We start from the raw sequence: 14,833 nt of genomic DNA, 5'->3' as shown, positions 1-14,833 counted from the left end.
GGACGCCGACCTCCGCCAAACGTCCGGACGGCGGGCGGCGAACGTTCAACTCCCCGCCACCGCCCGGCTGTGGCGGGTGAGGAGCGTACGGGCTGCCGACCGGTGCCGTCCGGTCCTGTCCTACGGAGTGTCCATGACTGCGGCAGAACCCCAGAACCCCCTGCACAGACGCGCGCTGCTGCGCGTCGCGGCAGCCCTGCCCGTGGCCGGCGCCGGTGTCGCCGCCTTCGAGGCGTCCGCGCAGGCCGCCCCCGGCCCGGCCCCCGCCGGCGCCACCGCCTCCGCCCACACCTCCACCGCCCACGGCGGCCCTTTCGACCCCGTGAGCCCGCGGTTCGTGCTGGCCGTCCTGCCCGACACGCAGTACCTCTTCGACGCCGACAGCGCCGACCCCGCCCCGCTGCGGGAGGCCTTCCGTCATCTGGTCGCCGAGCGCGGCGAGGCGAACATCGCCTTCATGACGCACCTCGGCGATGTCACCGAGCACGGCACCGAGGACGAGATCGAACGCGCCGCCGACACCTTCCGGACCATCCACGGCAAGGTGCCCTACAGCGTCCTGGCGGGCAACCACGACATCGACTCCGGCGACGACCAGCGCGGCGACTCCGCGTACCTCGCCGCCTTCGGGCCCGCCCGCTACAAGTCCATGCCGACCTACCGCGGCGCCTCGCCCGACGGCTACAACACGTACCACGTGCTCAAGGCCGCGGACCGGTCCTGGCTCGTCCTCGCCCTCGACTGGCGGATCTCGGACAAGGGACTGACCTGGGCGCAGGGCGTCCTCGACGCGCACCCCACGCTGCCCGCCGTCCTCACCACCCATGACATCGCCTGGGCCGACGACGACGGCAAGGCGCAGCTGTCGGACAACGGCGAGCGCCTGTGGGACGGCCTCGTCCGCGGCAACGACCAGATCTTCCTGGCGCTGGGCGGCCACTACTGGCCGCCGGGCCGCACGGTCCTGCGCAACGACTCCGACAACGATGTCCACGTCCACATCACCAACTACCAGGACCGCTACTACGGCGGCGCCGGCATGATCCGTACGTACGGCTTCGACCTGGCCCGCGGGGTCGTCGACGTCGAGACCTTCTCACCGTGGCTCCTCGCCAGGGACCCGGAGAAGCGGTCGCCGCTGGAAGCCGAGACCATCGAACTGACCGGTGACGCCGACCGGTTCAGCCTGGACATCGACTTCGACGAACGGTTCAAGGGCTTCGCCCCGGTCGCCGTGCCGAAGCCGCGGCCCGCCTCCGCGGTGATGCCGCGCGGCACGGTCGCGTACTGGCGCTTCGACGCCGCCGGGACCTCGGCGGGCGGCACCGCGGGCAAGCCCGTCGCGAACGGCGCCGTCGTGCGCGACCTCACCGGCAACGGCAACGACCTGACCGTGAGCCGGCTGGCCGCCGGCGGCTCCGACGCGCTCACCTGGTCCGCCGACCACCACCCCGGCCAGCCCGCGCACGCCAGCCTCCGCTTCGACGGCGGCAAGAGCCCGGACCGCGGCGCGATCCTGACGACCGCCGCCCGGGCCGCCCTGAACAGCGAGAAGTTCCTGCGCGGCTACACCATCGAGACCTTCGTCAGGCTGCCCGAGCCCTTCGAGGGCGACCACTCCTGGATGGGCATCCTCAGCTGGGAGGGCCGCAACGGCGACGCGGGCAAGACCACGGGCTGGTCCCCGCTGGAACCGACCTGCAGCCTCAACCTGTCACCCGAGCGGTTCCTCCAGTTCGTGGTCTATCCGCAGCGCCAGGACGCCGACCCCACGTCGTGGAGCCACGCGGTGCCGGTGGGCCGCTGGATACACATCGCCCTCGTCAACGACGGCCGCCGCACGGTGATGTACGTGGACGGCTCGAAGATCGCCCGCAATCCTTCGCAGCCGTCCACCGGCATCGCCACCCTCGGCAAGCCCTTCGTCCTCGGAGCCACCCAGTTCGACGAGAGCTTCGGGCAGGGCTTCTACGGCTGGATGGGCGACACGCGCATCGTGAACAGGGCGCTGTCAGCGCACGAGTTCCTCACGCCGTACGCCTGACCGGCCTTCCCACGCTACGAGTTGAACGCCTCCGCCGTCAGGAGCGGCCGGTGCGAGGCGGCGAGGGCCCGGGCGGGCCACGACAGTGTGACCGTCCGGGACTCGCCGGGCAGCAGCCACAGGTAGTTGTCGCTGTAGAGGGTCGGCAGGACGCGATGCCCCGTCCTCCCGTCCAGCAGCGACAGCCGGACCATGGCGGCGACGGCCGACCCCTGATCGCGTACGGTGGCGGTCAGTTCGTGCCGGGCTCCGGACCGGGACACGCGGGTGACCTTCGTGGACACCTTGGCGCGCGGCGCCCGGGTCAGGGCCCGCATGGCGGCCGGGGTGCGGTAGCGCCAGTAGGTGTTCCGCGACAGCTCACGGCCGTCGCCGTCCTCCAACGTCAGCCGCAGCAGGTGGAGTTCGGGCAGGTCGTCGCTCCAGCCGACGGTGAACGCCTTGCCGGTCGCGGCCGGTGCCACGTCCAGCCGGGCGCTCCTGCCCCTGCCGAGCTGCCTGCCCGACAGATCGAGCAGCCGCGCCGAGACGACGGCCCCCCGCAGCTCCTTGCGCGTGTGGTTGACCGCGATGACCTGCCCCTTCGGGTCGGCCTGGACATGCAGCGGCTCGCAGGCCGAACGCGCCCCGAAGTAAGTGCCGTTGACGTCGAAGTCGTAGTCGTAGGTCTGCCAGACGGTGCTGTGCCACGCCGGATGCGACATCCACAGCATCAAGCCGCCGGCGTTGTCCCACAGGTTCGCGTTCCACGCCTCGAACATGGCGCGGGTGTTCTCGTAGTTGACGAACTGGGCCTTGCGGGCGAAGTCGTCCAGGTCCGTGGCCGTCCCGAGCCGGGCCTCGACGGCGGCCTTGTAGTTCTGCGGCGCCTGATTCCCGCGCTCGCTCCAGTCGTGGTGGTACCAGGCGCCGCGTATCGGCCACTCGGGCTCGTCGCCCGTCAGGTTCCGCATGCTGGCGGCGGTGGAGACGACGGGCATGCCGATCTCGGTGTGGAAACCGAAGTCCTTGCTGCCGTACGTGGCCGGGTCGAAGTACTTGTCCGGCTCGACCCAGCCGTAGGGGCCGCCGCCGGTGACGATCCCGCCGGCCGAGTTGTTCTGGTAGAGCAGGCCGGGCGCCTGCTCCTCCACGGCGGCGCGCATGCCCCGGTCGACGGCGGCGGGCGGGTTGCCCTCGTTGGCCCCGCACCAGACGACCACGCTCGGATGGATCCGGTAGCGCAGCACGGTGTCCCGCGCGATCGAGTCGAAGGCCTCGTGGTCCGGCGGGTCCATGCCCCAGGCGTTCGGGAAGTCGTTCCACACCAGGATGCCGTGCTCGTCGCAGGCGGCGAAGAACTCCTCCCGGTCGCAGGTGCCGACCCAGTTGCGGATCATCGTGAAGTTCATGTCGCGGTGCATCCGCACCGCCGCGTCCATCCGCTCCGGCGGCATCCGGCGCAGCAGTTCGTCCCAGCCCCAGTTGCCGCCCCGGGCCAGCACCCGGACGCCGTTCACACTGATCTTCAGCGGATCGGGGGTGTTGGACACGGACTTCACATCGGTCCAGGTGTCCCCGTCGTCGGACACCTGGACGACGTACGTCTTCGGGTAGGCGGACTCCCACACGATCGCCACCCGGTCGAACCGCTTCGCGGAACCGAGGTCGACCTGGATCCACTGCTGGTCCTCGTACGCCGACGACCAGCGCGTTCCCGGGTCGCCGTCGGTGGCGTTCGCGGCCGGGTGGTCGGACTCCTCGGTGGACGCGGTCGCCGTCCGCCGCAGGGCGAGATCGGTGCCGGGCTCGGCGCTGTCGATGACGCCCAGCGACCACAGGGAGTTGCCCCAGCTCGTGTTGCGCACCCCGCAGGCGATCCGGACATGGCGGGCGGTGCGCGGCGCGAAGTCCTCGACCCGGAGACTGGCGTCGCCGTTGTTGAAGGGCAGGGGGATCGCGCCGTTGTCCACCGACGTGACATCGATCCAGGTGTCGTCGTCGGAGGAGACCTGGACGACGAAGGTCTTCGCGTACGCCTGCTCCCACGTCAGGTCGACCCGGTCGAACGACTGCGGCGAGCCCAGGTCGACGCGGATCCACTGGTCGTCCTCGTAGGCCGACGACCAGCGGGTGCCCGGATCGCCGTCGGTCGCGTTGGCCGGACCACGGTCGCCGCCGTCCTCGCTCGACGCCTCGGCCGGTGCGTGCAGCGCGAGGTCGGTCGAGCCCCGCTCACTGTCGAACACGGACAGCGCCCACAACGAACTGCCCCAACCGGTCGCGCGCGTAAGGCACTTCACGCGTACGTATCTGGCCTCGCGCCGGTCGAAGGCCACGGACTGGGTGTACGCGTCGCCGGTGGACGTGAACGGCAGCGGCACCTCGAACTCGTAACCGAATCGGCGGATTCCGAAGCGGATGGTGCGGCGGTCGCTCTTGGTGCCGTCGACCGACGCGGTGAGGGTCAGCTCGTGTAGGGCGGGGTCCCCGAGCCCGTTCGGCCACCACAGCTTTGGGTCCCGCACCCGCAGCCGGCCGTAGGCGTCCGGGGTGAACGTGACGTCGACGCTCCTGCCCGCCGGGACGGTGACGACCTTGCTGATCCGTACGTCGTCGAAGGACGCGGAGACCGTCGTGCGGTGGTCGGCGGTGTCGGCGTTGCGGACCGGGACGACGATCGTCAGCTCGGCCACCGACAGGTCCGGCAGCTTCGGCAGCACGGTGTCCACCCGGGGGTCGCCGATCACGACCTGGCCGGTGGATCTCAGCCGGACGTGGTTCCAGATGCCCGCGGCCCGGTCGCGTACCGCGGGCATCCAGTCCCAGCCCGAAGCGGCCAAGTAGGTGGGCGAGTTGAGGTTCATCTGGTTGGCGCCCGCGTCCACCCAGGCCTCATCCGCGGGGCCCTTGTCGCCGGGGCTGCCGGGCACCGGCATCGGCGTGATCCGCACCGCGAGCCCGTTGGCCCCGCCGCCCGCGGCGAGCAGTTCGGTCACGTCGTGGGCCGAGCGGGCGAAGGGGTAGGTCAGCTCGCCCACGCGGTGGCCGTTGAACCAGATGTCGGCCGTGTGGTTGACGCCGTCGAACTCCAGCCAGATCCGGCGGCCGGGTCCGGTGCGCAGGCCGCGCGGCAGCTCGAAGTCCCGCTTGTACCACCACGAGTGCCGGGACAGGGCTTCGGGGATGTGCAGGTTGTTGAGCCCTGCCACGGGATCGGGCAGCTTGCCCTGGTCCACGAGTGAGGCCAGTACCGTGCCGGGCACGGTGGCGGGCAGCCAGCGGCTGGTGTCGACGGACGTCTTCGACAGCTCCTTGCCGTCCCCGCCCTTCCCGCCGCCTTCCTCGCCCTTCCCGCTGTCGCCCTCGCCGTCCGCCCAGTCGTCGAGGGTGAGCCGCCAGCCCGACTCCACCGGCACGGTGCCGTCGCCGGCCACGGTCAGCTTCGGCGCGGGCCCGGTGCGGGTGCCCCAGTCGGTCCAGCCGGTGGCCGGCGGCCGGTGCCCCTCGGCACTGCCGTGCACCTCGAAGCCGTTCAGGCCGAGGGGAAGAGGGCTGGAGCGCCTGCGCGAGGTCATCCGCACCCAGCGCGCCGGAACCGCGCGGGGGAGCTCGATGTCCACCACACCGCCGGTGCCCGCCGTCGTGCGGTACACGCTGGTCCAGGACGTGTGATCGGTCGACGTCTCGACGACGAAGTCGACCGCATGACTCGACTGGATCTCCTCGCCCGTGGTGCCACTGGCCGGATTTCCCGTGGTGGGAGGCGTGAACACCGGGTCGTTCGCGTCGCCCTCGAAGGTGAGCCGGATCCGGGTGACCTCGCAGCGGGCCTGCAGATCGACCGAGATCCACTGCGGGTCGCCCGCCCCGGCCCGCCAGCCGCTGCCCCGGACGCCCTGCGAGGTGAGCCGGTCCACCACGAAGGAGCCCGGCGTGGCCGCGTAGGCCGTGGAGGAGACGGTGACCGGGCGGTGCAGGGCGAGTTCGGCGGGCGGCGCGGACCCGGCAGCCCCCTTGCCGCCCGCGGCGGCAGCCGGCAGGGGAGCCAGGGCGCCCAGGCCGAACCCTGCCAGCAGGGTGGATCCCGTGGTGACGACGGATCGCCGCGAGAGCTGACGCGGCGAACTCGACTGATCTGTCATGAGCGTGATGTCCCATCGGAAGACAGCGGCGCGGGCCGGACCCGACACGGCGCGCGAGAGGCACTGACAACGTTGCCAAAGGCTGGGACCCGAGGGTTCCGCTGTCAACCCCTGCGACAGACCCGATCCCTCTTTCTATTAAATTAGGAATTAATATTGACAGGGTTTCCGGCCGCGGGCCACAGTCTTCGCCGTGACGCCGACGGCTCCGCCGCCACCGCGCGGCCCACGTCACGCCCTCGTGCTTCCCAGCGCTTTCGTGCTTCCCAACCATCGGGAGAGGCAAGTGATTTCACACCCGCAGGTCCGCACACCCGCGGCTCGGAGACTGACCCGCCGCGCCACCACGGCCGCGATCGCCACGGTCCTGGCGGTGACCGCGGCCCCCGCGGCCACGGCCGGCACCGGCAGGGCCGGGGCCGGGACCGGCCTCGACCAGGGCGCGCCCGAGTACTACGACAGCGGCCTCGCGCCCACGCCCTACATGGGCTGGAACACCTACTACGGCCTGGGCGCACCCACCGAGAGCGAAGTGCGCTCCGTCGCCGACAAGCTGGTCAGCAGCGGTCTGCGCGACAGCGGCTACGACGTCGTGTGGCTCGACGGCGGCTGGCAGGCCGACAACCCGCGCGACGCGCAGGGGAACCTGGTCGCCCACCCGGACCGCTTCCCCTCCGGCATCCCGGCGCTGGTCTCGTACCTGCACAAGCGGGGTCTGAAAGCGGGCATCTACACCGACGCGGGCGCCTACGACGGCGGCAAGAGCTGCGGACTCGGCAGCAGGGGGCATTACGAGGAGGACGCACGGCAGTTCGCCGGCTGGAAGATCGACGCGGTCAAGGTCGACTTCCTGTGCGGGATCGGGGCGAAGCTCGATCCGGGCCCGGCGTTCAAGGAGTTCAGCGACGCGGTCGCCAAGTCGGGCCGCAGGATGCTGCTCAACCTCTGCAACCCGCTCACCGACGACTGGGGCGTACCGCACACACCCGAGCAGGACGCACACAACTCGTACGCCTACGCTCCGACGATCGCCGACTCGTGGCGCACGGGTACGGACATCGCGTGGGGCACCCCGAGCCCCGGCCAGTGGCCCAACGTGCTGCGCAACATGGACGCCAACGCCTGGCACCCCGAGGCGCAGGGGCCAGGCCACTACAACGACCCCGACTACCTCATCCCCACGCGGCGCATGAGCGACGGCTCGCTGGAGCTGACGGAGGAGGAGTCGACCACGCAGTTCGTGATGTGGGCCGAGATGGCCTCGCCGCTCGTCCTGGGCTCCGATCCGCGTACGTTGTCGCCCTCGATGCTGAAGACGCTGCGCAACCCGGAGATCGTCGCCGTCGACCAGGACCCGCTGGCCGTCCAGGGCGTGCGGGTGGCCAGCGACTCCGTGGGTGACGTCTACAGCAAGGTCCTCCAGGGCGAGGGCCGTCGCGCGGTCGTGCTGCTCAACCGCTCCGACGAGCCCGCCGAGCGCACGGTCCGCTTCTCCGACGTCGGGCTCGGCGGGGCGGTGGACGTCCGCGACCTGCGGGCCCGTGCGGACCGGGGCGCCCACAGCGGCACGTACACGGTCGAAGTCCCCGCGCACGGCACCGCGTTCCTGAAGCTGACCGGCGCCGACGACCTGCCCGGAACGAGCCTCGGCCAGAAGGCCTCGGCGAGCCCGGCCGTGGTGCGCGACGGCGACACGCTCACCACGTTCCTGCGCGGACCGCACGGCTCGCTCGTCCAGCACACCACCACCTCCGACGGCGACGGACGGGGCCGGACCCGCGACCTCGGCGGTCCCACGGGAGGCCGGATCCTGGGACAGCCCGCCGCGTACGCCTCGGCCGGCGGCCGGATCGACGTCTTCGTACGCGGTACCGACTCCCGCGTCCACCGGCGGATCTTCGCCGACGGGCGCTGGGGCGCGTGGCAGAGCCTGGGCGGCCGGGTGACCGACGCGCCGACGGTGGCGTTCACCGACCCCGGCCACTGGACGCTGGCCGCCCGCGGCACGGACGGGGAGGTCGTACAGCGCGGCCCGTCGACCGGCTGGACCTCGCTCGGCGCACCCGGCGACCGGCCGACGTACGGGCGGCCGTCGGCCGTCGTCGACTCGGGCGGGCAGCTCCACGTGGCCGTGCGCACCGCCGCCGACGACGTGTGGACGCGCACCCGGACGGCGGCGGGGGAGTGGACGCCGTGGACCTCGCTCGGCGGAACCGTCAGCGGCAGCCCGACCCTCGTCACGGCCGGGAACAGCGTCGTGCTGTACGCGCGCGCCGCCGACTACACGCTCTGGCAGCGGCGTCACGAGGACGGGGCCTGGCAGGGCTGGACGAAGCGGGACGAGTTCCCGAGCGCCGCGTTCGAGGGCTCGCTGGGAGCGGTGGCCGGTCCGGCCGGCTCCGACGGCACGGTCACGGTGCACGCGGTGTACCGGGGCGTCGACGGTCGCGTCCACCTGACGTCGTTCACCCAGTCCAAATAAATTAGTAATTATTCTTGACGTGGCGTGAGCGTCACGCAAATCTGGATCAGCGCGGATCCACAGGGAGCCTCCATGACGAACCACCAGACCAGCAGACGCCGGTTCCTCGCCGGTGCCGGCGCCGCCGGGACGGCTGCGCTGCTCAGCGGCTGTGTCACCTCCACCTCCTCCGGCAAGAGCTCGTCCGAGGGCTCGGTGACCCTCCAGTCCAACCTCTCCGCCCCACAGGCGAAGGCCGCGATGCAGGACGTCGTCGCCGCGTACGCCAAGAAGGGGTCGGGGAAAGCCAGCCTCAACACCGTCGCCGCCGAGACCTTCCGCACCCAGCTGCCGACCTACCTCACCTCCGCCAACCCGCCGGACGTCTACACCTGGTACCCCGGGTCGGTGGCGGACGCGTACGCCAAGAAGGACCTGCTGCTCGACCTCGGCGAGGTCTGGTCCTCGCCCGACCTCAAGGGCTACTCCAAGGCCCTGAACAGCCTGTGCACCTCGGCCGCGGGCAAGAAGGTCTTCGTGCCGACCACCTACTACTGGTGGGGCATGTTCTACCGCAAGTCGAACTTCGCCAAGTGGGGCGTGAGCGAGCCCAAGAGCTGGGACGACTTCCTCGACCTGTGCGACAAGCTCAAGAGCAAGGGCATCGACCCCATAGGCCTGGGCGCGGGCGGCAACACGGCCTGGGTCGCCTCGGCCTGGTTCGACTACCTCGACATCCGCATCAACGGCGCCGACTACCACCGTGAACTCCTCGCCGGGAAACACCGGTTCGACGACCCCGAGGTCCGCAAGGTCTTCGACCGCTGGCAGGAACTGCTGCCCTACTTCGACCCGAACGGCACCGCGGTCGCCTTCCAGGACGCCACGACCTCCCTGCTGAGCGGCCGCAGCGGCATGATGCTCATCGGCACCTTCTTCGCGGACGCCGCACCCAAGGACGCCCTCGACGACATCGACTTCTTCCGCTTCCCCGTCATCGACCCGAAGGTCCCGCTCGCCGAGGAAGCGCCCACGGACGGCTACTTCGCCAGCGCCCGCACCGGCCGCCACGACCAGGTCGTCGACCTGATGCGCTACCTGGCCACCGCCGAGGCCCAGGAGATCTACATCAAGGGCTCGTCCGGCACGGTCCTGCCGTGCAACCCCGACGCCAAGGACGCGGGCACCGCCCTGGTGAAGAAGGGCCGGGCGCACATCGAACAGGCCGCCGAGATCACCCAGTTCTTCAACCGGGACTCCAGCGACGCCCTCCAGCCCACCGCCGACAACGCGCTGACCAAGTTCATCGCCAAACCGAAGCAGATCGGCTCCATCCTCACCGACTGGCAGCGCGACGCCGCGAAGATCTGGAACGCCTGACATGCCCGACACGGCCGTCCTGACCGCCCCCGACCGCGAGGCGCCCGCCCCACCGCCGCCCCGGGGCAGACGGAACCGGGGCCCGCGCCGCACACCCCCGCTGGTCCTCGCGTTCGTCCTCGTCCCGCTGCTCGCCGAGGCGCTGTGGGTGTTCTGGCCGGCGCTCCAGGGCTTCTACCTCGCCCTCACCAGCTGGGACGGCGTCTCCGCACCGACGTTCGTCGGCCTGGACAACTTCCGCGAGATGGCCCACGACGACGTCTTCCTCGACGCGACCGGCCACACCGTGCTCTGGCTCCTCCTCTTCGGCGGCCTGTCCGCCGTCCTGGGCCTCGCCGCCGCACTCGTGCTCCAGCAGGAACGGCGCGGCGTCGGCTTCTACCGCGCCGCCCTGTTCCTGCCCGTCGTCTTCTCCCTGGTCGCCACCGCACTGGTGTGGCAGGCGATCTACCAGCCCGACGGAGTCCTCAACCAGCTCCTCGAATCGGTCGGCCTCGGCAACCTGCGCCACGCCTGGCTCGCCGACCAGGACACCGCCCTGTACGCCGTGATGGTCCCCGCGCTCTGGCGCCAGATCGGTTACGTGATGGTCCTGTACGTCGCCGGTCTCAAGGGCATCGACCCGGCCCTGTACGAGGCCGCCAAGGTCGACGGCGCCGGTGCCTGGCAGCGGCTGCGGCACGTCACCCTGCCCCAGCTGCGCAGTGTCAACGCCGTCGTCCTGTCCGTCATCGTCATCGACTCACTGCGCTCCTTCGACGTCGTGTGGTCGCTGACCCGGGGCGGCCCCTACCACTCCTCGGAACTGCTGAGCACGTACATGTACTCCACCGCCTTCCAGTCCCTGCGCCTCGGTTACGGGTCCGCCCTCGCCGTCGTCATCTTCGTGCTGGCCTTCGGCGTCATCTGCTCCTATCTCGTCCGCGCGTTCCGGGAGGCCGACTGATGTCCGCCCCGTCAGCCCCCTCGACAGCGTCCGCTTCCTCCACTCATTCGGCCTCCGCCACCGCGCTGCGCCGCAGACGGGCCGCGACCGCCGGGTTCCATCTCGGCGCGGGCACCCTGGCCGTCCTGTGGCTGCTGCCCATCGCGCTGGTCCTGGTGACCAGCCTGCGGTCCTTCGACGACATCGCCGCGCACGGCCTGGGCAGTTGGCCGCGCTCCTTCACCCTCGGCAACTTCGGCCAGGCCTGGAACGACGGCGGCCAGCAGCGCGCCCTGATCAACAGTCTGCTGGTCACCGTGCCGGCCGTCCTGGTGACGCTCGCGCTGGCCGCCATGGCCGCGTTCGGACTCAGCCGCTACGACCTGCCGTTCCGCCGCTCCCTGCTGCTGCTCATGCTCGGCGGCAACCTGCTCCCGCCGCAGATCCTGCTCATCCCCGTCTCCAAGCTGAGCGAACTGCTGGGGATCTACGACACGCTGCCCGCACTCGTCGGCGTACAGATCGGCTTCGGTGTCGGCTTCTACGTCTTCGTCCTGCACGGGTTCATGCGGTCGATCCCGCCGGAGATCCAGCAGGCGGCGGTCGTCGACGGCGCCGGGCCCTGGCAGATCTTCTGGCGGATCATCCTGCCGCTGACCCGCCCCGCCCTCGCGGCCCTCAGCGCACTGTCGTTCACCTGGATCTTCAACGACCTGCTGTGGGCGATCACCGTCCTGCGCAGCGACACCAAGATGCCCATCACGGCCGCCCTCATCGGACTCCAGGGGCAGTACGTGTCCATGTGGAACGTCATCGCCGCCGGATCCGTCATCGCGGCGGCGCCCACGGTGATCGTGTTCCTGCGCTTCCAGCGGCACTTCGTCGCCGGCCTCAACCTGGGAGCGGTGAAGTGACCGCGGGAACGGGGAGGGAACAGGCGGCGACGGCCCGGCGCTGGACCCTGCGCGCCGAACACACCAGCTACACCGTGCGGCTGTCCCCGGACGGCCCCTGGGCCGAACTGGAGGCCTGGGGCCCGACCGGCGTCGAGGACGGCCCGTCCGCCCTCGACTGGTCGCGGCGCACGCACTTCATCACGCCCGCGGACGCGGCACCGGCCGAGTATCTGCCGTACGGGCTGCGGCCGTTCACCGGAAGCGAGCTGATCGCCGGGCGGCCGGGCGGGGAGCGGGGCACCTGGTGGGAGTTCGACGGGGCGGAGGAAGGAGAAGGGGACGGCAGCCTGCGGCTCGCCTTCACCGACCGTGTCCTCGGCCTGCGTACGGTCCTCTGCTACGAGGTGGTGCCGGGCACGGACGTGATCCTGCGCTGGACCGAACTGACCGCGGGCACCGGTGAACTGCGCCTGGAACGGCTCGACTCGGCCGCCGTGAACATCCCCGTCACCGGCGCCGCCCGGCTGACGTACCTCGCCGGCCAGTGGTCGCAGGAGTTCCAGCGCACCCGACTCGACCTGCCGCGCGGCACGTTCACCATGGGCAGCCTCCAGGGCGTGCCCGGACACGCGTACGCGCCCTGGCTCGCGGTGCAGGACGGCGCGGACGGGACAGCCGCAGGAGGAGGCGCCGCGTACGGCATCGCCCTCGAATGGTCCGGCAACTGGCACATCACCGCGGAGGCCGAACCGGGCGGTCTCGTCCGCGTCCGCGCCGGGCGGGTCCCGCACGAGGGCGCGGTGTTCCTGGCGCCCGGCGAAACCCTCACCACCCCACGCCTGGCCTGCGCGTTCAGCCCGGACGGCCTCGACGGGCTCTCCCGGGTCTGGCACCGCTACGAACGCCGGCTCTCCGGCGAGCGGCTGCACCGGTCCCGCAAGGTCCTCTACAACTCCTGGGAGGCCACCGGCTTCGACGTCGACGCGGCCGGGCAACTGGAACTGGCGAAGGTCGCCGCCGACATCGGAGCGGAACTGTTCGTCGTCGACGACGGCTGGTTCACCGGCCGCACCGACGACACCGGGGGCCTCGGCGACTGGTACCCGGACCCGGCGGCCTTCCCGCAGGGCTTCGGCCGGTTCGTCGACGACATCCGGGGGCTGGGCCTCGACTTCGGCCTGTGGGTGGAGCCCGAGGCCGTCAGCCCCGGCAGCCGCCTGTACGCCGAACACCCCGAGTGGGCCTACCGGATCGAGGACCGCCCCGCCCGCCTGGTCCGCAACCAACTGCTCCTCGACCTGGGCCGCACCGACGTCCAGGACTTCGTCATCGGCACGCTCGACCGGCTGCTGACCGCGTACGACATCAGCTACCTCAAGTGGGACATGAACCGGCCGCCCACCGAACGCGGCCGGCCGGGCACCCCGCACGACGCCCGGCTCGACCTGGACGCCGAGCACGTCGCCGGATACCTGCGCGTGCTGGACCACCTGCGCGCCACCCACCCGGACGTCACGGTCGAGGGCTGCGCGGGCGGCGGCGCACGCATCGAGCACGCGACCGTCGCGCGCACCGACGTGGTGTGGCCCAGCGACAACACCGCCCCGCTGGACCGGCTGTCCGTCCAGTACGGCTTCCTGCACGCCCACGCCCCGCACGTCATGAGTTCCTGGGTCACCGACGCCCCCGGAATCCTCGACCCGCGCCCGCGCAGCCTCGCCTTCCGGTTCGTCAACGCCATGTGCGGAGTCCTCGGCATCGGCGCCGACCTGCGCGCCTGGACACCACAGGAACGGGCCGAGGCCGCCCGGTGGATCGCCCGCTACAAGGACGTACGCGAGGTCGTCCACCACGGTGAGGTCCACCTCCTCGGCACCCCCGACGACCCCACCTACGGGGTGCAGTACGACGATCCGCGAACCGGGCGCACGGTCGTCGCGGCCCTCGCCACCGGACGTCTCGACGGGGCTCCGCTGCTGCCAGGCCGCCCCGACCGGCTGAGACTGCGCGGTCTCGACCCGGCTGCGCGTTACAGCGACGCCGGATCGGACAGGACGTACAGCGGAGCACATCTGCTGCACTACGGTCTGCCCTTCACCTGGGGCGACGGCCACGACGCCGAGCTGGTGGTGCTGCGGCGGTGACAGCGGTCCGGCATATGTTTTCGGGACGGACGGCCGTCCCTCGCACACGAAGGAGTCGAACCCCACGATGGAGCAGCCCGCACGACCGCCCGGCGCCCGCTTCGCCGGCCGCACGGCCGTCGTCACCGGCGCGGCCTCCGGCATCGGAGCCGCCACGGCCGAACGCCTCGCCGAGGAGGGGGCCGCCGTCGTCCTCGCCGACCTCGCCGAGGACCGCGGCGAGAGAGTCGCCGCGCGCATCACGAAGGCGGGCGGCCACGCACGGTTCGTACGGGCCGACGTCGCCGCCGAGGACGACTGGACCCGGATCGTGGCCGCCGCCCACGCCTTCGGACCCGTGGACGTCCTCGTCAGCAACGCCTACACCGTCGAGGTGACGCCCGCGCATGAGATGTCCCTCGACTCGTGGCAGCGCCAGCTCGCCGTCAACACCACCGGCGCCTTCCTCGGCTTCCGGGCCCTCCTCCCCGACCTGCGGGAACGCCGGGGAGCGGTGGTCCTGACCTCGTCCGTCCACGCGCACCGGGGCATTCCGGGCCACCCCGCGTACGCGGCCTCCAAGGGCGCCCTGCTGTCCCTGTGCTCGCAGCTCGCCGTCGAGTACGGGCCCGAGGTGCGCGTCAACGCCGTCGTGCCCGGCCCGATCCTGACCGCCGCCTGGAACGGGGTCACGCCCGAGGACCGGGAACGCAGCATCGCCGAAACGGCCGCGCGCCGCTTCGGCTCACCGCAGGAGGTGGCCGCGGCCATCGCCTTCCTCGGCGCCGACGAGGCCTCGTACATCACCGGGACGAGCCTGGTGGTGGACGGCGGCTGGAGCGTCGTCAAGGCCTCCGCATGACCACGACAGCGCACCCTC

General features: G+C 71.5%; 8 protein-coding genes. 7 read left to right on the top strand and 1 reads right to left on the bottom strand.

Annotated features, from left to right (window positions below):
• The first annotated feature begins 133 nt into the window (after positions 1-133).
• Positions 134-2,044, top strand: coding sequence for a LamG-like jellyroll fold domain-containing protein (locus J8N05_RS27905; RefSeq protein WP_210887487.1), 1,911 nt, complete (start codon positions 134-136; stop codon positions 2,042-2,044).
• 14 nt (positions 2,045-2,058) lie between these two features.
• Here the strand turns inward: J8N05_RS27905 and J8N05_RS27900 are convergent, their stop codons facing one another.
• Positions 2,059-6,168: a discoidin domain-containing protein gene (locus J8N05_RS27900; protein ID WP_210887484.1), complete on the bottom strand. Its 4,110-nt coding sequence runs from the start codon at positions 6,166-6,168 to the stop codon at positions 2,059-2,061.
• Between the two features lie 286 nt (positions 6,169-6,454).
• On the opposite strand from J8N05_RS27900, the gene J8N05_RS27895 reads away from it, so the two are divergent.
• From J8N05_RS27895 to J8N05_RS27870, 6 genes are all read left to right on the top strand, one after another.
• A complete protein-coding gene (locus J8N05_RS27895) occupies positions 6,455-8,650 on the top strand; it encodes a glycoside hydrolase family 27 protein (RefSeq protein ID WP_210887481.1) in 2,196 nt (731 codons plus the stop codon).
• A 72-nt stretch (positions 8,651-8,722) separates the two neighbouring features.
• A complete protein-coding gene (locus J8N05_RS27890; RefSeq protein ID WP_210887478.1) occupies positions 8,723-10,009 on the top strand; it encodes an ABC transporter substrate-binding protein in 1,287 nt (428 codons plus the stop codon).
• A gap of 1 nt (position 10,010) precedes the next feature.
• Complete coding sequence (locus tag J8N05_RS27885; RefSeq protein ID WP_210887475.1) at positions 10,011-10,955, top strand: carbohydrate ABC transporter permease; 945 nt, start codon at positions 10,011-10,013, stop codon at positions 10,953-10,955.
• Positions 10,955-11,848 carry a carbohydrate ABC transporter permease gene (locus tag J8N05_RS27880; RefSeq protein WP_210887472.1) on the top strand — a complete coding sequence of 298 codons (894 nt, stop codon included), beginning with the start codon at positions 10,955-10,957 and terminating at the stop codon, positions 11,846-11,848. The genes J8N05_RS27885 and J8N05_RS27880 overlap by 1 nt, the downstream gene beginning before the upstream one ends.
• Positions 11,845-13,974 (top strand): alpha-galactosidase, encoded by a 2,130-nt coding sequence (locus J8N05_RS27875; RefSeq protein WP_210887469.1) that lies wholly within the window; start codon positions 11,845-11,847, stop codon positions 13,972-13,974. The genes J8N05_RS27880 and J8N05_RS27875 overlap by 4 nt, the downstream gene beginning before the upstream one ends.
• A 67-nt stretch (positions 13,975-14,041) precedes the next feature.
• Positions 14,042-14,815: an SDR family NAD(P)-dependent oxidoreductase gene (locus tag J8N05_RS27870; protein WP_210887466.1), complete on the top strand. Its 774-nt coding sequence runs from the start codon at positions 14,042-14,044 to the stop codon at positions 14,813-14,815.
• The last annotated feature ends 18 nt before the right edge of the window (positions 14,816-14,833 follow it).

It is taken from the genome of Streptomyces liliiviolaceus (genome assembly GCF_018070025.1).
GTDB lineage: Bacteria > Actinomycetota > Actinomycetes > Streptomycetales > Streptomycetaceae > Streptomyces > Streptomyces liliiviolaceus.
The sequence above is the reverse complement of the archived record's forward strand: the minus strand, read 5'-3'. Positions and strand labels throughout refer to the sequence as shown.